At 68.4% G+C, this 18,856-nt stretch carries 22 protein-coding genes; 18 read left to right on the top strand and 4 right to left on the bottom strand.

Annotated elements, in window-relative coordinates; genetic code table 11:
* Position 1: 1 nt before the first annotated feature.
* The gene (gene rdfA, locus NL114_RS09515; protein WP_254824555.1) at positions 2-640 is read right to left on the bottom strand and encodes a rod-determining factor RdfA; all 639 of its coding nucleotides are present in this window, start codon (positions 638-640) and stop codon (positions 2-4) included.
* Positions 641-1,372: 732 nt separating this feature from the next.
* The gene (locus NL114_RS09510; protein ID WP_254824554.1) at positions 1,373-2,167 is read right to left on the bottom strand and encodes a helix-turn-helix transcriptional regulator; all 795 of its coding nucleotides are present in this window, start codon (positions 2,165-2,167) and stop codon (positions 1,373-1,375) included.
* 372 nt (positions 2,168-2,539) lie between these two features.
* Between NL114_RS09510 and NL114_RS09505 the strand changes: the two genes are divergently transcribed.
* From NL114_RS09505 to NL114_RS09490, 4 genes are all read left to right on the top strand, one after another.
* Positions 2,540-2,770 carry a hypothetical protein gene (locus NL114_RS09505; protein WP_254824553.1) on the top strand — a complete coding sequence of 77 codons (231 nt, stop codon included), beginning with the start codon at positions 2,540-2,542 and terminating at the stop codon, positions 2,768-2,770.
* 203 nt (positions 2,771-2,973) lie between these two features.
* A complete protein-coding gene (locus NL114_RS09500) occupies positions 2,974-4,272 on the top strand; it encodes a ferritin-like domain-containing protein (RefSeq protein WP_254824552.1) in 1,299 nt (432 codons plus the stop codon).
* Positions 4,273-4,524: 252 nt separating this feature from the next.
* Complete coding sequence (locus NL114_RS09495) at positions 4,525-5,061, top strand: metal-dependent hydrolase (RefSeq protein ID WP_254824551.1); 537 nt, start codon at positions 4,525-4,527, stop codon at positions 5,059-5,061.
* Between the two features lie 118 nt (positions 5,062-5,179).
* Complete coding sequence (locus tag NL114_RS09490) at positions 5,180-5,332, top strand: hypothetical protein (protein ID WP_254824550.1); 153 nt, start codon at positions 5,180-5,182, stop codon at positions 5,330-5,332.
* Positions 5,333-5,374: 42 nt separating this feature from the next.
* Here the strand turns inward: NL114_RS09490 and NL114_RS09485 are convergent, their stop codons facing one another.
* Positions 5,375-5,896, bottom strand: a complete 522-nt coding sequence (locus NL114_RS09485) for a gamma carbonic anhydrase family protein (protein WP_254824549.1) — start codon at positions 5,894-5,896, stop codon at positions 5,375-5,377.
* Positions 5,897-6,098: 202 nt separating this feature from the next.
* On the opposite strand from NL114_RS09485, the gene cysK reads away from it, so the two are divergent.
* The 14 genes from cysK (at position 6,099) to NL114_RS09415 (ending at position 17,533) form a co-directional block, all read left to right on the top strand.
* Positions 6,099-7,040: a cysteine synthase A gene (cysK, locus tag NL114_RS09480; RefSeq protein WP_286671106.1), complete on the top strand. Its 942-nt coding sequence runs from the start codon at positions 6,099-6,101 to the stop codon at positions 7,038-7,040.
* A gap of 51 nt (positions 7,041-7,091) precedes the next feature.
* On the top strand, positions 7,092-8,042 hold the full coding sequence (locus NL114_RS09475) for a TIGR03571 family LLM class oxidoreductase (RefSeq protein ID WP_254824548.1): 951 nt from the start codon (positions 7,092-7,094) through the stop codon (positions 8,040-8,042).
* A 107-nt stretch (positions 8,043-8,149) separates the two neighbouring features.
* Positions 8,150-8,731, top strand: a complete 582-nt coding sequence (locus tag NL114_RS09470; RefSeq protein ID WP_254824547.1) for a GNAT family N-acetyltransferase — start codon at positions 8,150-8,152, stop codon at positions 8,729-8,731.
* 93 nt (positions 8,732-8,824) lie between these two features.
* Complete coding sequence (locus NL114_RS09465; protein ID WP_254824546.1) at positions 8,825-8,974, top strand: DUF7560 family zinc ribbon protein; 150 nt, start codon at positions 8,825-8,827, stop codon at positions 8,972-8,974.
* A 180-nt stretch (positions 8,975-9,154) separates the two neighbouring features.
* Complete coding sequence (locus tag NL114_RS09460) at positions 9,155-9,616, top strand: pyridoxamine 5'-phosphate oxidase family protein (RefSeq protein ID WP_254824545.1); 462 nt, start codon at positions 9,155-9,157, stop codon at positions 9,614-9,616.
* A 115-nt stretch (positions 9,617-9,731) separates the two neighbouring features.
* A complete protein-coding gene (locus tag NL114_RS09455; RefSeq protein WP_254824544.1) occupies positions 9,732-10,367 on the top strand; it encodes a helix-turn-helix domain-containing protein in 636 nt (211 codons plus the stop codon).
* 114 nt (positions 10,368-10,481) lie between these two features.
* Positions 10,482-10,889 (top strand): winged helix-turn-helix domain-containing protein, encoded by a 408-nt coding sequence (locus tag NL114_RS09450; RefSeq protein WP_254824543.1) that lies wholly within the window; start codon positions 10,482-10,484, stop codon positions 10,887-10,889.
* 122 nt (positions 10,890-11,011) lie between these two features.
* Positions 11,012-12,592, top strand: a complete 1,581-nt coding sequence (locus tag NL114_RS09445; protein ID WP_254824542.1) for a long-chain-fatty-acid--CoA ligase — start codon at positions 11,012-11,014, stop codon at positions 12,590-12,592.
* A 98-nt stretch (positions 12,593-12,690) separates the two neighbouring features.
* Positions 12,691-12,843, top strand: coding sequence for a 50S ribosomal protein L39e (locus tag NL114_RS09440; RefSeq protein ID WP_254824541.1), 153 nt, complete (start codon positions 12,691-12,693; stop codon positions 12,841-12,843).
* A complete protein-coding gene (locus NL114_RS09435) occupies positions 12,844-13,119 on the top strand; it encodes a 50S ribosomal protein L31e (protein WP_254824540.1) in 276 nt (91 codons plus the stop codon).
* A 1-nt stretch (position 13,120) separates the two neighbouring features.
* Positions 13,121-13,786, top strand: a complete 666-nt coding sequence (locus NL114_RS09430; protein ID WP_254824539.1) for a translation initiation factor IF-6 — start codon at positions 13,121-13,123, stop codon at positions 13,784-13,786.
* Positions 13,787-14,138: 352 nt separating this feature from the next.
* Positions 14,139-15,269, top strand: coding sequence for a site-2 protease family protein (locus NL114_RS09425; protein WP_254824538.1), 1,131 nt, complete (start codon positions 14,139-14,141; stop codon positions 15,267-15,269).
* Positions 15,270-15,318: 49 nt separating this feature from the next.
* Positions 15,319-15,906 (top strand): MaoC family dehydratase, encoded by a 588-nt coding sequence (locus NL114_RS09420; RefSeq protein WP_254824537.1) that lies wholly within the window; start codon positions 15,319-15,321, stop codon positions 15,904-15,906.
* A gap of 523 nt (positions 15,907-16,429) precedes the next feature.
* Positions 16,430-17,533 (top strand): glycosyltransferase family protein, encoded by a 1,104-nt coding sequence (locus NL114_RS09415; protein ID WP_254824536.1) that lies wholly within the window; start codon positions 16,430-16,432, stop codon positions 17,531-17,533.
* 62 nt (positions 17,534-17,595) lie between these two features.
* Here the strand turns inward: NL114_RS09415 and NL114_RS09410 are convergent, their stop codons facing one another.
* The gene (locus tag NL114_RS09410; RefSeq protein ID WP_254824535.1) at positions 17,596-18,828 is read right to left on the bottom strand and encodes a transposase; all 1,233 of its coding nucleotides are present in this window, start codon (positions 18,826-18,828) and stop codon (positions 17,596-17,598) included.
* Between the last annotated feature and the right edge of the window lie 28 nt (positions 18,829-18,856).

The raw sequence follows: 18,856 nt of genomic DNA, 5'->3' as shown, positions 1-18,856 counted from the left end.
GTTACCCGGAGGTATCGCCGCCACAGTCACAGGCCTGCTCCGAGAGGAGCTGCCCCGGCCGGTAGGTCCCCCCGCAGTCCGTGCAGGTGACCTGGATGGTGACCGAGGTCTCGAGCGACCCTGTCGAGAGGAGGTCGGCCCGCCGTAGCCGTTCGAGCGTCTCCCCGACGACGTTCGCACAGCGGTTCCGGGCCCACTCGATGGTGTCACGGCCGTCGGCTGGGGTGATGGACGCCTCCCGCGAGGTGTCGACCTCCAGGCACTCCCGGAGATGCGACCGGACGGTGGTGTGGGTCACCCAGTCGGACTGGACGGCCTCGACATCAACACCGTTCTGGACCAACCGGGTCCGGACCCGGGCCACCCGCTCGGTCGGCGTCTCGTCGTCCGCGAGCGTCTCGTACAGCATCCCGACGGCGTCCTCGTCGTCGACGGCACCGTACAGGGTGTCGTCCAGGTCGACCGACGCCGCGTCGAGCGCCGCCGCGAGCATCTGCCGGTTGGTGTAGTCGGCCAGCTCGCGAAGACTCGCGTCCGACTCGCGGCGCCGACGTACCAGCTCCGCGTCGAGGCCGTCGAGCCCGTAGCGCTCGATACCCCGACCGACCTTGCAGCCGCAGACATCCGTCGCTTCAGACATCGGTGATGGCTGAGGCTATCGTGACCCCCCTGCATACCTCTTCCGCTCGATAGTACCGAGCCCTCGGGGGCCACTCGAAGACCATCACAACCACTATATCAGTTCAAAATCCACAATATCTTTATAATACTGTACAAAATATAACTACATAGAGTAGCCGCCATTAGTAAGTTATGCAGACAATACCGTCCCCACCAACTCCATTTAAGACACTAAAAACCCAAAATAATTTAATTAATCTCTTACCCTACCCTATATATCAAATATATTCTATTTCTATTCCTTCCCAGCGGGGCCGGGTTCAGACCCAATGAGCCGATATATTTTACTATAATTGCCCCAATTGCCAATTATAATGTTTATAGCTTATATCTGGCCCCATATAATGATATTCCCATCCTCATCCGATATATTCTCGCAACATCCATATCTCATCTACTTGCACGCATAAAATATATACTTACCCGAGCACCCCCGAAAGCGGAGCTATCGTCATCGGACGTGACAATCGGGATGGACATCGGTCGGGGACCGGGAACTCCTGACCACAGCGGGCGCATCCCTCGCCCGGCCCCTCGGGCAACGCCCGGAATCGCAATCCGACCCCCCAGTCGGATACCGGACGTTACACGGGGGGCTACGTCGGACCCGGATTTCGGTTCAGCGGTCGACGAGTTTCGTCACCCGGTGACGGGAGCCATCGGGCGACAGCAGCGGTCGGAGCGCCCGTGGTCAGCCACCGAGCGGCCACTCCGGTCGCTCGGCGGCGAGGTCACCGAGCGGCCGAGACCGACGGCGGTAGTCGGTGTAGAGGCCCTCCAGCCACTCGACGGCGGCCGCGTCGTCGTTCGCGACGTACCCGAGGAAGTTGTCGTGAGGGCCGTGGGCGACGAGTTGTGCCGTCGTCGTGTCGTCGTCGGTCATCAGGTAGAACGCGTAGGGGAGGTCGTCGACGACCCGGAAGGTGAGCCACTCGCTCTCCAGCGAGGCGGCGAGCCGGTCGGCGTACCCCTCGAAGAGCGCGGGGAAGAGCGACGCGGAGAGGAGCAGGTCCATCCGTAGCTCCTCCTCGACCACGGTCCGCTGGTAGAGGACCTCGATGAACTGCTCGCTGTTGGGGGCGACGGCGGCCCCGCGGACGCGGTCGGCCGCGGCGAGCGACTCGGTGATACGCTCGACGACCTGGGCCGGTGGGAACCGGTCCATGCTCACGACCTCGCCGCCGGCGAAGAAGCGGTGGGCGCGGGGGGCGTCGGCCGGCAGGTTCGCTGCCAGCCCGGTCGCCGCCCCGGCGGTCTCCGCGATGGCCGTGGCCTCCGTCACCGTGTCCAGCATCACCCGGCCCGCGTACGTCGTCACGAACCCGTCGTCCCGTTCGGTGACGAGCTCCGCGTCCGTGAGCGCCTCGATGGCACGGTCGACCGTGGACCGGGAGTCCCCGAGGTCGTCGATGAGGTCTCGCTTCCAGGCCGGCCGCTCGGCCAGCCGTTCCAGGTACGCTTGCCGCGCGAGTGCGAGGTCCAACATCGACGTCTACCCCTGGTTGCACCATCCGGGGACAAAAACCCACCTGGACACCGGGGACCGGGCCACTCGGACGGGGGCGAGCAGTGGCGCGCCACGAACGGGACCCGTCTAGGGACAGCGCCGCCCGATACGAGAACCGGTTATATCCACATGATATTTAAGCGGGTATGTACAAGAGAGAGGTACACCCATCAGGGTGTATCCCCGGCGTGTGGTTTCCCCCCACCCCCCCGCCACGCGCCAACCTTTTGGACACCGGAGAACTGGACCATCGACCAGCAACGACGACCGACGGTATCGAGGCCAGGGCGGTCGCTCCGGGCGTTCTCGAACGACGAGCACCGGAGCGCGGCACACGATGCGACGTGTTCGGTGGCGGTCGTAGCTGAAGGCGACGCACTCCTCAACCACCACGCGGAAGGCGTTCGCGATGTCCTCGATGGCAGACTGGACCTGGTCCCCGAACTGCACGCTGGCCTGCTCGGTCGACATCTGCTCGAAACGGACTCGGTAGCCAGCAGGAAGGGAGATGGGCGCGAGGAACTCGGCCACGTCGTCCCTCGGTGTGGGTGGATGTCCGACAGAAACGGCAGCCACACGTAGCTTGTACGGGGCGTAGTCTCACGGAGCGGGGTGAGAGGTGGGAGATGGGCAGCATTTTTTCATCCAAACTCGACACTTCATACCGAATCCAGATACAGTCGAAGATGGTGGCGAATTTGGGTACAAATGTGGCGGTGCATTGGCAGAATTTCGGGCATAGTTCGGAAAGTTGGTTTAGGGAGGGTAGCCGTCCGTTCGGGTGAATGACTCCCGACCAGCGCAGTTCGGCCGAGCGGACCGACGCACACGACACCATCATCGACGCTTTCCAGTCCCGGCGGCGGTTCCTGGCCGGTACCGCGACCATCGGTGCTGCGGCACTCGCAGGCTGTACCGGCGGTGGTGGCGACGGGGGCGGCGACGGCGGTGGCGGCGGTGGTGGACAGTCGACGAACCCCGACGTCGACGTCCTGAACTACGCACTCACGCTCGAACACCTCGAGCACCAGTTCTACAAGCAGGGGCTGGAGGCGTTCAGCAAGCAGCAGCTCCAGGGTGCCACCGAAGGTGTTGGGGGCGAGGTCAACGCGAAGCTGGTCGGCCGGCTCGAGACCATCCGTGCTCACGAGAAGGGCCACGTCGACACCATCACGAGCGTCGTCGATGACCTCGGCGGCGAGCCCGTCGGGGCGGCCGAGTACAACTTCCCGCTGGACGACCCGGCGAAGTTCCTCGCAACCGCGAGTGTCCTCGAGAACACGGGCGTCGCCGCCTACAAGGGCGCTGCGCCGGCCATCAAATCCAACGACCTCCTCGCGTCGGCGCTGGGCATCCACTCGGTGGAGTCCCGTCACGCGAGTTTCCTGAACGCCGTCACCGGCAAGAGCCCGTATCCGAAGGCGTTCGACGCGCCCAAGTCGCCACAGAAGGTGACGGAGGCGGCCAACCCGTTCTTCAAAGCCGACATCGCGGGCAGCGTCGGGAACCTCTCCGGCGACGGGGAGCCGACCGCCGACCGCAAGAAGTCCGACGACCGGAGCGACGTGGCCGTGCTGAACTACGCGCTCACCCTCGAACACCTCGAGCACCAGTTCTACAGGGCCGGCATCGAGAAGTTCAGCGACCAGCAGCTCCGCGACGCCGACGTCCTCTCGAAGTTCGACGACGAGCTGAAACAGTCCGTCCCCGGCCGCCTGAAGACGGTACGCGACCACGAGAAGGCCCACGTCGACGTCATCACGGACACGGTGAACAAGCTCGACGGGACGCCGGTCGGCAAGGCCGAGTACAACTTCCCGCTCGACCACCCGACGAAGTTCATCCAGACCGCGCGCATCCTGGAGAACGTCGGCGTCGCGGCGTACGCCGGCGCCGCCCCGAGCGTGAAGGCGAACGCCGTCTTCGTCGCCGCCGCGAAGATCCACTCCGTCGAAGCCCGGCACGCCGGCTTCCTCAACGAACTCAACGGCAAGAGCCCGTACCCGAAGGCCGTCGACCAGGCGATGACGAAGCAGGAGGTCCTGAAGGCCGCGGACCCCTTCTTCGAGCAGGACATGAGCTGACGGCGGCAGTCAGTCCGCCGACCCCCGACGACCAGCGCCGGCGCCCACATGGGCGACCGCACCCTCGGCGACGCGCTCGTCCCGGGGGACCGTCGGACACCGCACGGCCCGGACCACAGGGAGCGCCCCTCGCCTCGTCACACGACACCGCACTCGAACAGTTCCTCGTGACGCTCACCGACCAGTAACCGGGCCTGCCTCCTGTCCGCTCAGCGTATGCTTATACAGGGAACCGGACACTCTGGAACTGGGATGTACCTGCCAGGACACCTCGGGCTCGGACTCCTCGCTGGCGCAGTCCTCGCTGTCCGCTACCGCGGGGGACGAGGGACCGTCGCGGCGAGCGCCCCGGTGGTTCTCGCCACAGCGCCCGATGTCGACATCTACCTCGCAGGCATCCCGCACCGGGGGGTCACCCACACCGCGTGGGCAGCGCTGGGTCTCGGTGCAGCACTCGCGGTCGTCGCCGGGCTGTGGACCCGGCGACGGGGGACGGAGCGGACAGCCACCGTGACGCTCGCGTTCGTGGCCGGCGTGGTGGCCGGCCTGACGCACCTCCTCGGGGACGTGGTGACCCCGATGGGGATCAGCCCGTTCCATCCGGTCGTCTCGACCACCTACTCGCTGGACCTGGTGGCCGCGCGGAACCCCGACGTGAACCTCGCCCTCCTCTGTGGCGGGTGCCTCGCGGTCGGGGGACTGCTCGTGTGCCGACTGGACCGGGTAGCTCCGGGGATTCGAGCACGCCTCGACGCTCGACAGGTCGTCGACGGCGACCGACCCGCCTGAAGCGGCCATCGCGGTGGTCGCCGCTGGCACCCCGACCGGGAGGAGGCGGTTACGTATCCACTAAACAGCATTATCAATCATTATCTTTATTCGGCGGGAGGTCGTGGGACGGGACACGATGGAACAGATGGCCCATGCCCCGCTCGTCCCGGAGATGCCGACAGTCACGACCGAATCGTGTCAGTACACCGGCCGTGCGACCGACGGCGGTGCCAAGCGGTCGCTCCCGGAGCGGACCTTCGGCGCGCCGCTGGTCCCCGACCACCGCTGAGCGGCGGCTGGTTCCTGCGACGGTCCGTACCACGGCCCGCGACTACCCACGCTCGAACAGTTCCTCGTGGCGCTCCGCGAGGTTCGTGTACGCCCCCGAGTGGTACTCCTCGAACACCTCGTCGGGGTCGATGGTCGTCTCCTCCAGCGGCGTGACCGAGGCGGGCATCCCCCGGACGAACGACTCCGGCGGGACCTCGTAGTCCGCCGGGACGACGGTGCCGGAGGCGACGATGCTCCGCGTGCCGATGGTGGAGTCGGTGACGGTGGAGTTGAACCCGACCATCGCGCCCGCCGCGACGAACGTGTCGTTGAGGACGGCGCCGTGCCCGACCATCACGCCGCGGCTGACCTCCGAGCCGTGGAGGGTGGCGTTGTCGCCGATATGAGCGGCGCGGCCGACGCGGACGGGGGCCACGTCGCCGCGGAGGACGACGCCCGGCCACACGCTCGCGTCGGCATCGACGGTCACGTCGCCGACCAGCGTCGCCTCACGGCTCACGTGGGCGTCCTCGTGGATGTCGGGCTCGGTTCCCTCGAACGCGTAGTCTCGGCTGTCGACCATGCAGTAGCTGATGGCCCCCTGACCCAAAATCGTGTGCCTGTTTGCCACGGTTCCGCCGGGGAGAACCTCACCGGGCACGACTGCCGCCCTGCCCACCAGCGAGCGGGCCGCGACGGGCAGGGTACCCGGAACGAACCCGCCGTTCTCGGCGAACGGGAATCATCCCGTATGGGTAATCCGTCCGAGTTACTCGCCTCGGATGATGGCGCCACTCGAGGAACGCGCAACGGAGCTGACCGTGGCCGAGTCCGTGGCCGACCTGGTCGGTGAGACGCCGTTGCTCCGGCTCCGGTCGTTCGCCGACAACCTCCTCGGGAAGGTCGAGGCGGCGAACCCCTACTCCGTCAAGGACCGCATCGCGAGGGAGATACTCGACGCCGCCGAACGGGAAGGGGCCCTCGGCCCGGATGGGGTCGTGGTCGAGGCGACGAGCGGGAACACCGGTATCGGGCTGGCGGCGATCTGCGCGGCCCGGGGGTACGACTGCGTGCTGACGATGCCGGCCTCGATGTCGGCCGAGCGGCGGACGCTGCTCCGCGGGCTCGGGGCCGAGCTGGAGCTCACCCCCGCCGAGGACGGGATGACGGGGGCGAACCAGCGGGCCGAGGAGCTGGTCGCCGAACGGTCCGGCGCGGTGCTGGCACGCCAGTTCGAGAACGAGGCGAACCCGGCCGCCCACCGGCAGACGACCGGACCCGAGATCTGGGCCGCCACCGACGGCACCGTCGACGCGGTCGTCGCGGGCGTGGGCACGGGCGGGACCATCACCGGCGTCGGCGAGTACCTCACGGAGGACCGCGGGCGCGAGGACTGCACGATGGTGGCGGTCGAGCCGGCAGCCTCGCCGACGCTCTCCGAGCAGAGCGGGGCCAGTCACGACATCCAGGGTATCGGCCCCGGATTCCTGCCGGACGTCCTCCGGACCGACCTCGTCGACGAGGTCCGGGCCGTCGAGGACGAGGAAGCGAAGGCGGCCGCTCGCGAGCTGGGACGCAGCGAGGGACTGCTGGTCGGCATCTCGTCGGGCGCGGCGCTCGCCGCTGCCACGGCATACGCCACCGAACACCCCGACGAGACGACCGTGGTGGTGTTGCCCGACTCGGGCGAGCGGTACCTCTCGACGGACCTCTACCCGGAGGCCTGACCGGGCCGGGCGACCGGAGGGTCCATACCGACAGCGACCCGACGGACCGCCGTGACCGAGCGCGGCGGCCGGACCGACGACCACCGCAACGCCGGCTTCGAGCGCCTGTTCGGCGGCGACGGCCTCACCGTCGGGACCGGCTTCCCGCTGACGGACAGCCGGCAGTCCCGCCCGCCCGTCGAGCGCGAACTGGAACTCGCCGCACACGCCGAGGCCGTCGGCTTCGACGGGCTGTGGGCCCGCGACGTGCCCTTCCGCTGGCCGCGCTTCCGCGACACTGGCCAGACCTACGACACCTTCCCGTGGCTGAGCCACGTCGCCGCCCACACCGACGACGTGGCGCTCGGGACTGCCAGCGTCGTCCTGCCCATCCGCCACCCGGCCCACGTCGCCAAGGCCGCCGCCTCGGTCGACCGGCTCTCGGACGGCCGGCTCGTGCTCGGCGTCGCCACGGGCGACCGGGACCCGGAGTACGACGCGTTCGGCGTCGACCCGGACGAGCGCGGCGCCCGCTTTCGCGAGTCCGTCGCGACGATGCGGGCGCTGTGGCGCGGGGAGTTCCCCGAGCGCGCGGGCTGGTGGGGCGAACTCGACGGTGAACTGGACCTCGTCCCGAAGCCGACGGCCGGGACGCTCCCCCTCCTGCCGACGGGCCACTCGCGACAGCCCGTCGAGTGGCTCGGCGCGAACGGCGACGGCTGGCTGTTCTACCACCTCCCGGAGGATACGCTCGAGACGTACCTCGACGACTGGCGTGCCGCGGCCGGCGGCAAGCCGTTCGTGATGGCACTGCGGGCGACGCTGGCCGACGACCCCAGCGCGGACCCCGAACCCGTCCACCAGGGCTTCCGCGCGGGTACGGAGTGGTTCACTGACTACCTCCGGCGACTGGAATCAGCGGGCGTCGACCACGTCCTCGTCGGCGTCGACACGGACGGCGAGGCGGCCGACCCCGAACGGGCCCTGACGCGGTTCGCGGAGGACGTGCTCGAACGGGTGTAGCCCGGGCCGTGAGTCCCGCTCCGTACGCTCCTGGCGGGCGCGCTGGGGCCTCGGGGAACGCTGGCACCACCCGAACGTTGAGGGTGCTGCCCCGCGAGACAGCGAGCGTGTACCGGGGGCACTTCCCGCCGCTGGGCGAGCGCCACCGTCTCCGAGAGCCGCCGCGCTCGGTCACGGACAGCGAGGGGCGCCGCATCAACCTCCTGCCGTACGGCGAGGGCCCGGTCGACGACGAGCGAGCGGCGCTCGTGGCGATGTACCGCGGCTACGACCCGAACGACCGGGCACTGGGCATCCCGCCGGTCACGCCGGAACGCATCGCCGAGTGGCAGGACCACATGCTCGCCGGCCACTGCGTGCTGGCGTGGCACGGCGATCGGCCGGTCGGACAGGCGGTACTGGTGCCCGACGGCGACGACGGGCACGAGTTCGCCATCTTCCTGGACAGGGAGTACCAGGGCGCCGGCATCGGCACGCGGCTGACGGAGGCGATGCTGAGTTACGGCCGCACGCACGACATCGACGACGTCTGGTTGCTGGTCGAGCGGGGCAACCGCCCGGCGGTCCGCCTCTACCGCGATGTCGGGTTCGTCGTCACGGAGGACGCGGGCTACGAGATGGAGATGGGCCTCTCGATGGGTGTCGAACGCCCGACGGACGCCCCGGCCACGGAGCCAGCGGACGGCTGAGCGGACGGCTGAGCGCCGGCACCAGCGGGTAGTTCTCACGGCGTCGGAACGAGAGTATCGGCTTTATGGTAGGGACGCCTCCTATCAGGTATCATGAGTTGCGAGGAGGAACGCGAGTACATCTTCCAGTGCCCGGAGTGTGGCGAACGGCTGGAGGTGAACGGTCCGATGCGCGAGACGCTCGTCGAGCGGGGATGCGTCATCTGTAGCGCGACCGTGACCGAGGCAGCGTTCACCCGGTGACCGGACCACACCGGTACGCCGAGCGGTGACCGGACCACACCGGTACGCCGAGCGGTGACCGGACCACACCGGTACGCCGAGCGGTGACCGGACCACACCGGTACGCCGAGCGGTGACCGGACCACACCGGTACGCCGAGAGTTATTTATCCACCCCCGCACCCGTCACTGACGAGAGCGAATGACGCTGGACGAACAGAGCACCATGTCACCCGACGAGACCGACACCCTCCTCGCCCGCCACGAGACCGGCGTCCTCACGCTTGCGCGCGACGACGAACCCTACGCGATCCCCATCTCCTACGGCTACGACGCCGGCGAGCGGCAGTTCTACCTCCGGCTCGTCTCCACGCCCGAGAGCGAGAAGCGCCGGTTCCTCGCCTCGGAACCGGAGTCGCGACTGGTCGTCTACGAGGAGGACGGCGATGTCTACCGGAGCGTCGTCGCCACCGGGCAACTCCAGGAGATTCCCCGCGAGGAACTCACCGTCGAACATATCGAGCAGTACGGCGAGGCGAAGCGCCCGCTGTTCGAGATCTGGGGCCAGGGGAAACACGACCTCGACATCGCCCTCTACCGGCTCGACCCCGGCCAGCTCCAGGGGCGGCGCATCGAGGTCGACCGCGACGACGGGACGACGTAGCCGCGGATCACCACCCGCGGACCCACGGTGTAGCCGCGGACCCTACTCACGCACATCAGCGCGCGCGAGACACCGACCGTATTGAAGTGTGGTGGACCTGAACATCCGGTCTCAGATGACCGGAGGAATCCGTGCCACCGTCGAGGTCACCGAGCCGGCGGGGTGTCCGGTGGTGGACATCGCGGCGTCGGTGGATGCGACCGTGGACTCGGTGTCGCGAACGGCCTGCCCCGGGGACTGTTCGGACTGCGTGACCGAGTTCGCCGTCGAGAGCGACGAGGCACCGGAAACGGGGCTGGAACCGGTCTTCGCGCACGGGGCGAGGCGGTGGTACCGGTTCCCCCACGACGACGACATCGAGTGCCCGTGCGAGTGCCTCGGTCGGCTCGGCTGCCCGGTCGACCGCTACGTCGCCGACGGAGCGACGCTGACGCTCGTCTTCCACGCCGCCGACTACGACGACCTCCAGACGGCTGTCGGGGCGCTCCGCGAGGGGTTCTCGGACCTCGACATCAAGCGGTTCGTCCGGGCGCCGACCGACGACCATCGGGCGGATAGCGTCCTCGTCGACCGGAGCCGCCTCACCGCCCGCCAGCTGGAGGTACTCGAGACCGCCTACGAGATGGGCTACTTCGAGCGCCCGCGGCAGGCGAACGGCCGGGAGGTCGCCGACGCCCTCGGCATCGACCCCTCGACGTTCAGTGAGCACCTCGCGGCCGCCGAACGGAAGCTGCTCTCGGACGTGCTCTGAGCCCGTCACCGCCCCCGTTCCGGTCCGTGGCTCCCCCGGCACACTGCCGGGTGTATATAAACCACCCCGTTGCTGGGGGTAGGGATACCTGCCGGTTCCCATCGACCTACAGGTATGAACGGTTCCCAGATGTCCACCCCGACGCTCCGCACGCAGAACGACGCCACGACCCTCCTCGATGACGACGCCGTCGAGACGGTGCTCGGCGCACTCGAGGACCCGGACTGCCGCGCCATCCTCGACGAGACGGGCAAAGGCGCCCTGACCGCGAGCGAGGTCGCCGACGCCTGTGACCTCCCGACCTCCACGACCTACCGGAAGCTCGACATCCTCGCCGAGGCCTCGCTCGTCGAGGAGCGCGTCCGCATCCGCCGCTCCGGCAAGCACGCCAGCGAGTACGTCCGCGCCGTCGACGACATCGTCGTCACGATGGGGCCCGAGGGGGTGGCCGTGCGCCTCTCGAACGCCTCGCAGTCGGAGGAACCGAGCGAGGTCGCCACGTTCAGCGCCCTCGCGGACTGACGCCGGGGCAGACACGCCACGCGACCAAGGGAGATCGCTCCGGGCGCACGTCACCAGTCGAATCCACCCGACGGAACCGGGACGCCCCATACCGTTTTGTGACGGCTACCTCTTGTACAGGTATGGCATCTCACGCCACGATAGCCGACACGCTCGAGCGAAGCGCCGAGCTCCACCCGGAGCGCGACGCCATCGTCTACCCACGGAAGGACCAGCACTGGACGTACGCCGAGTTCGACGCGAAGGCCAACCGGCTGGCGAACGCGCTGGCCGACCTCGGGGTCGAACAGGGCGACCGGGTCTCGACGATGCTGTTCAACGGCTCCGAGATCTGCCTCGCCGTCTACGCCTGCGCGAAACTGGGCGCCGTGTTCAACCCGCTCAACTACCGGCTGCCCGCCGGCGAGGTGGAGTACATCGTCAACGACGCCGGCTCGACGGTACTCCTGTACGAACGGGACACGAAGGCGGCCATCGACGGCGCGCGCGACGACCTCGAGACCGTCGAGGAGTACGTCTACGTCGACGAGGACGTGCCGGAGACGGACCGGGACTTCTACGAGTTGCTCGACGGTGCGAGCGCCGAGCGGCCGGACACCGTGGTCGAGGAGACGGACGCGTACGCGTTCATCTACACGTCGGGGACGACGGGCCGGCCGAAGGGCGTCGTCCACGAGCACCGCGACATGATGGAGCACAACCTGCTCTGCATCGCGGAGATGAACCTGACCACCGACGACGTGGGGCTGTCGGCGCTCCCGCTGTACCACTGCGCCGAACTCCACGCCAACCTGTTCCCGCGGGTCCAGCGCGGCGCGACCAGCGTCATCCACCACGAGTTCGACCCGGTGCAGGTGCTCGATGCCTTCGAGGAGCACGAGGTATCGGTGTTCTTCGCGGCGCCGACGGCGTGGAACGGGGTCGCCCGCACGGCGGCCGAGACCGACCACGACGTCTCCTCGCTCCGACTGGGGCTGTACGGGGCCGCACCGATGCCCGAAGAGGTGCTCGACGCCTGCATGGAACACCTCTGCGAGGACTACGTCCAGGCGTACGGGATGACCGAGATCGGCCCCTGTGGCTCCTTCCAGAGCCCCGAGGAACAGCTGACGAAGCAGGGGTCGGCGGGGCTACCCGCACTCAACCACCGCGTTCGCATCGTCGAACCGGACGCCGACCCCGACGCGACCGTCGAGCAGGGCGCTGTCGGCGAGATCCTGTTCGCCGGGCCGTGCACGATGCGCGAGTACTGGAACCGGCCGGAGGCGACCCGCGAGTCGCTCCGCGAGCACGAGGGCCGTGAGTGGTACTACACGGGCGACCTGGGCTACCGCGACGAGGACGGCTACCTCTACGTCGTCGACCGCAAGGACGACATGATCGTCTCCGGCGGCGAGAACGTGTATCCCGCGGAGGTCGAGGACGTGCTGTTCCGCCACGAGGACGTGGTCGAGGCGGCCGTCGTCGGCGAGGACCACGAGGAGTGGGGGCAGGCCGTCGTCGCGTACGTCGTCGGCGAGACGGACGCCGAGACGCTGGACGCGTTCTGCCTCGATAGCGACGACCTCGCGGACTTCAAGCGACCGCGGGCGTACTACTTCGTCGACGAGCTGCCGAAGAACCCGTCCGGGAAGGTCCAGAAGTTCCGCCTCCGCGACGACGAGGACGACGCCGGCGAGGTCGAGGGGACGGAGGTCGCCTGAGCGCCGGGGGTGGACCCCGTCAGGGCGGGACTGGTCGCCATCCGGGCGGACGCCCAAAGGAACAAGAATTTAACCGCCGCGTCGGAAGTGGGCGTACCATGGGTAAGAAGTCGAAGGCCTCCAAGAAGCGGCTGGCCAAGCTCGAGAAGCAGAACAGCCGGGTCCCGGCGTGGGTCATCATGAAGACGGACCGCGACACCACCCGCAACCCCAAGCGCCGCAACTGGCGGCGGAACGACACGGACGAGTAGATGAGCGCGAGTGATTTCGAGGAGCGTGTGGTGACGGTGCCGCTGCGCGACGTGCAGGCCACGGCCAAGCACAAGCGCGCGGACAAGGCGATGAGCATCATCCGCGGCCACCTCGCGAAGCACTTCAAGGTCGAGGAGGAGGACGTCCGCCTCGACCCCTCCATCAACGAGGAGGTCTGGTCGCGCGGTCGCAAGAAGCCGCCGTCCAAGCTCCGCGTCCGCGCCGCACGCTTCGAAGAGGACGGCGAGGCCGTCGTCGAAGCAGAGACCGCGTAACGTGCTCCGGGCGGCATTCGGGGGCTCGTCGTACATCGGCGTCTTCAGCCGTGCCACCGACGACTGCTTGCTGATCCGCCGAGACGCCGAGGACGATGTCCGCGAGTCGTTCGCGGAGGAACTCGAGGTGCCGGCCGTCCCCACGACGGTGGGCGGCTCGGCGACCGTCGGCGCGCTCGCGACCGGCAACGCCAACGGTATCCTCGTCAGCAGCCGCGCCAACGAGCGCGAGATCGAGCGTATCGAGGACGCCACGGACCTCCCCGTCGGCGAACTCCCGGGGCGGGTGAACGCCGCCGGCAACGTCGTCTGCTGCAACGACCACGGCGCCTACGTCCACCCGGACCTCTCCCGGAAGGCGGTGCAGGCCGTGGAGGACACGCTGGACGTGCCCGTCGAGCGCGGCGACCTCGCTGGCGTCCGAACCGTCGGGACGGCCGCGGTCGCCACCAACCGCGGCGTGCTCTGTCATCCGAAATCGACCGACGAGGAACTCGATTTCCTCGAGGACCTGCTGGACGTGCCGGCCGACCTGGGCACCATCAACTACGGCGGGCCGCTCGTCGGCTCCGGGCTGGTGGCCAACGAGAACGGCTTCGTCGTCGGGCAGGACACGTCGGGCCCGGAACTGGGCCGCATCGAGAACGCGCTCGGCTACATCGACTGACACCGGCGGCCCACGCTGTTCCCAAGGCCGTCTCGCTTGCTACCCGCATGCATTTGTACTTTCCATGACCGGCACCCCCATAATGTCGGTTGTTTAGATCAAGAACCGAGTGTTCTACCGTAATTCCGGAACCATTCGGAAAATGCCGGGGCGAGGGAGGGAGACAGTCGGCGAGAGCAGGGGCGTCGAAGCCGGGGGCGGTCACTCGTCGACTCGCGCCACAAGCCCATCACCACGTCAGCGTCTGCGACCCCCGGCCGGCCAGGTCGGTACCGCTGCAGCCACTTCCGGCAGCTGTGCGACCGATGCCGCAGGTACACGTCCATTTACGTCTCTGGCCCCAGAGTAGTGCATGCGCAGTTTCACTATCTTCCGGGTCTGGTCGATTCCGATCCGGGTGAACGTCTCGCTGCTGGTCTTCCTCCCGCTCCTCGCGTGGCTCATCGGGAGCGGCGGACAGATCGAGCTGTACGCGGGCTACATCGAGCGGCTCACCGGCGTCGCGCTCGATACGGGCGTCCTGCGGGCCGGCACCACCCCGTGGCTCGTCGGCACGCTGGCCGCGGTCGGGCTGTTCGCCAGCGTCACGCTCCACGAACTCGGCCACTCCTGGGTCGCGCTCCGGTACGGGCTCACCATCGAGTCCATCACCCTCTGGATTCTCGGCGGAATGGCCTCGCTGAGCGAGATTCCCCGCGAGTGGGACCGTGAGTTCTGGATCGCCATCGCCGGCCCCGTCACGAGCGTGCTGGTCGCGGCGGGCTGTTACGCCGTCCTGCTGGTCACGCCGGAGTCGCTGCCCATCGTCCGCTTCGTCGTCGGCTACCTCGCCATCGTCAACGTCATCCTCGTGGTGTTCAACCTCCTGCCCGCGTTCCCGATGGACGGGGGCCGTATCCTCCGGGCGCTGCTGGCCCGGAACCGGCCGTACGCCAGCGCGACCCGCATCGCCGGCCGCGTCGGCGTGCTGTTCGCCATCCTGTTCGCCGTCGTCGGCGTGCTCGCGTTCAACCCCATCCTGCTGCTCCTGGCACTGTTCGTCTACGGCGCCGCGACCACCGAATCCCGGACGGTCGTCATCGACGACCTGCTGGAGGGGCTGGTCGTCGGCGACGTGATGACCGAGGCGACCGCCACCGTCGACGCGGACGAGACGGTCGCCGGGCTGGTCGACCGGATGATCCGGGAGCGCCGGACCGCGTTCCCGGTCACCGACGGCGGCGAGACGGTGGGCCTGGTCCGGCTGGCGGACCTCCGGGGTGTGGACGCCACCGACCGCGACGCCACGCCGGTCTCGGCGGTGGTCCATGACGTCCCCCGGATCGACGCGGAGGCGGACGCCTTCGACACGCTGGCACTGCTCGGCACCCAGGGCTCGGCACTGGTCGTCCGCGACGGGGCCGTGGTCGGCACGCTCTCGCAGGAGGACTACTCGCACGTGCTGTCGTTCACGCGGGAGTTCGGGAAGGGGCTCCCGGCCTGACGACCGACCCCGCCACAACCGGTTAGTCCCCACCACACGACGCCGCGGTATGGCCGACGACACCGACACCGCCGACGACCCCACCGACGACTCGGACCACGACCGCCGCCTCGTCGAGGGCTGGCAGGGCCGCTTCTACGAGGATTTCGCGGTCGGCGACGTGTACAAGCACCCCTACGGCCGCACCGTGACCGAGACGGACAACGTCTGGTTCACCAACCTGACGATGAACGTCAACCCGATGCACTTCAACGAGGCGTACGCCGCCGAGACGGAGTTCGGCGAGCGCCTCGTCGACGGGACGTACGTGTTCGCACTCGCCGTCGGGATGAGCGTCATCGACGTGAGCGCGAACGCCACCGCGAACCTCGGATACGACAACGTCCGACATCACGCCCCAGTCTACCACGGCGACACCATCTTCGCCGAGAGCGAGGTGCTCTCGAAACGGGAACTGGAGTCACGCGAGCACTCCGGCATCGTCACGACCGAGCTCCGGGCGTTCAACCAGGACGACGAACTCGTGCTGTCGCTCGAACGGACGCCGATGGTCCTCAAGCGCGAGTTCGCGGAACCGAGCGCGGCCGCGCCGACGGGCTGGCCCGACGGCATCGGCTTCCAGCCCGACCAGGGATAGCACACACCCTTGTTTCGACTGCGGAGCGACCGTGCGCGAAACCGACTCGGGTGGGACTGAAAGCCCCCGCCTGCTGCGGGAAGCACGGCGACGTAAGCACTTCAGCACACGCCCGGAACGGCGGGTGAGCGATAGCGAACCCGCCGCATGCCCGGACTGCGAAGCGCGCAGCGAGCCGCGCGACCGCAGCAGGCGGGGGCTTTCTATCCGTCCTCGCGGCCGCTGCTGCGAGAGCTCGACAGACGTAGAAAGCCCCCGCCCGCTCGACCGCTCCGGGACCTGCTCGCCTCGCTCGCACCGCCTTCGGCGGCGACTGCGCTCCTCGCTCCCTGCGGTCGCTGCGGTGCTTGTCGGGTCCGGGAGGGTTCGAGCGGGCGGCCCCTTTCAGTCCCACCCGACCAGAGTTCTCGGCCGAGCGCACCCACGAGCCAGGACGGTGTGGACCCAATGCGGACGGTGTGGACCCAATGCGGACGGTGTCGAGTGGCGGGATTGATACGCACGCCGCCACTACAGCCCGGCAATGGAGTACGTCCAGGAACGGGTGACGACGCTCCACGACTTCACGGACCCCGTCCCCGACGCACCGGTCGACGAGGCCGCCGTCGTCGTGCCGATGACGGAACGCGAACACGCCAGCCTCGCCGCCGAGCGCGTCCTGACCGCGCTGGAGGACGTGGCGCCCGCCCGCGTCGTGATTGCACTCCGCGCGGAGGCCGAGCGCGTCCCCGCCGTCCGCGAGTGGCTGGACTCGTTCGACCTCGACGTGGAGACACTGTGGTGCGACGGCCCGCGGCTCGCAGAACTGCTGGAGAGCGAGGGGCTGAACGGCCACCGCGGGAAGGGCCGGGACGTGTGGCTGGCGCTGGGCCGGGCCGCCGAATCCGACCTCGTGGCGGTCCACGACGCCGACGCCTCCACCTACAGCAGGGCCCACGTCCCGCGGCTCCTCTTCCCGCTGGCCCACGGGTTCACGTTCTCGAAGGGGTTCTACGCCCGCGTCGAGAACCGGCGGCTGTACGGCCGGCTGTTCCGGCTGTTCTACGCGCCGCTCGTGCGCGCGCTGAGCGACGCCCACGACGCCGCCGTGCTGGACTACCTCGGCGCGTTCCGGTACGCGCTGGCCGGGGAGTTCGCCGCGACGAGCGACGTGATCCGTTCACTGCATGTGCAGCGGGGCTGGGGGCTGGAGGTGGGCACGCTCGGCGACGCCTTCCACGCCGCCGGCCTCGACGGCAGCGTGCAGGTCGACCTGGGGCTGCACGAGCACGACCACCGCGCCGTCTCCGGCCCGGCCGGGCTGTCGACGATGGCCGACGAGGTCGGGGCGGCGCTGCTGCGGGCCGTCGAGAACGGCGGCGTGACGCCCAACTACGAGACGCTGCCGGCGCGCTACCGCGACGCGGCCGACGGGTTCGTCGACGCGTACGCGACCGACGCCGCGTTCAACGGGCTGGAGTACAACAGAGCGGACGAACGCGAGCAGGTGGCGGCCTACGCCGACAGCATCGCACCACCGGGCGAGGACACGCGGCTCCCGCCGTGGAACGAGGCGCCCGTGACGACGGCGGAGGTGCGCGAGGCCGTACGGGCGGACCTCGACGCCGCCGCGGAGGAGCACGCGTGACATCCTCACCCGCCGTGAACGGCGGGGCTTTCTCCAGGGGAAGCCTCGCGTCGAGGGAGGTTTCAGGACTGAAACGCCGCAAGCGTCGTCTGTCGGGGTTGCCGACTCGGCGTGCGGTGTCCTGTGGTGGTGTCACAGCCACTCCCGTCCCGTGGCGAGTCATCGCCTGCCGGTTTCCAAGGCAGGCTCTCTCCCCACGGGTTGAGGCGACCGGCGATGTTGGCCGCCGCATTGATGTCCGCTTGGTACTCCGTCACCCAGCACTCGTCGTTCGTGCATCGGAACGCCGCCTGCGACGACCGCGACCCGAGGTGGCCGCAGGCGTGACACGTCTGGGACGTATACGCCGGGTTCACCTTCCGGACCGGGATGCCCGCTTCGAGGGCTTTGTCCTCGATGCGTCCGGTGAGACGCGCGAACGCCCAGTTGTGGAGCCGGCGGTTCATCCACGTCCCATAGTCGAGATGCTCGCGGATGGCCGACAGGTCTTCGAGAACGATAACCGGGTTCTCGAACTGGCGGGCGTATTGGACGGCTTCGTGGGACGCCTTCTCCACGATGTCCGTCAGCGCGTTCTGGTAGTGGTCGAAGCGTTCGTCGATTCGCCACTCGGCGTCGCGTTCTTGGAGACGGCGGAGGGTCGTGAACATCTCTTTGCGGAGATATCGGGCACGCCCGCCGTCGTAGATGTACGGTTGGGTCGGAGTCCCGTCTCGACAGGCACAGCCCGTCAAGAGTTTGGACTCTCCGATGTCGAAGCCGACCGGCGTCGGGTCGTCCGGCTCTTCAGGTTCCGCGAGTTCGTACTCGACGGTGACGTGAAGCACCCAGTTGGTGCGGTGTTCTTGCAGTCGGAACTCTCCGACCGACACGTCGCCGTCGAGCAAGTCCGCCCAGAGCGATTCTTGAGCGGGGTTGATGCGGAGCGGAATCCAGAAGGCGTTACCACGTCCGGCCTGCGGAACACGCCAGCAGAACTCATGCGTTCGCTCCTCGGAGTGGTCGAGACGCCACCCTCGATTCGTGAACCGAACGGGATGGTCGTCGCCCAACTCCTCGGCGTTGTACGTGTCCCGAAGTTGCGGGACGTAGTTCTTGAGAGCGTCTTTCGCGTAGGACGTGAGATTGTAGCCGGTGACGACATCGTTGACCGCCGTCTGCGTGTCCGCGCCACTCTCGAACGAGTCGGCGAGAGCGCGGCGGTACGTTGCCACGGTCCGCTGAAGCCGACGCTCTTTGTGCGCGGTCGGCGGCGCGAGCGTGGCTTCGAGCGTTTTCGTGGAGGTGACGGTCACATCAGTATTAACGAACCAATGCAAGTTA

It is taken from the genome of Haloglomus halophilum (genome assembly GCF_024298885.1).
Lineage (GTDB): Archaea > Halobacteriota > Halobacteria > Halobacteriales > Haloarculaceae > Haloglomus > Haloglomus halophilum.
The sequence above is the reverse complement of the archived record's forward strand: the minus strand, read 5'-3'. Positions and strand labels throughout refer to the sequence as shown.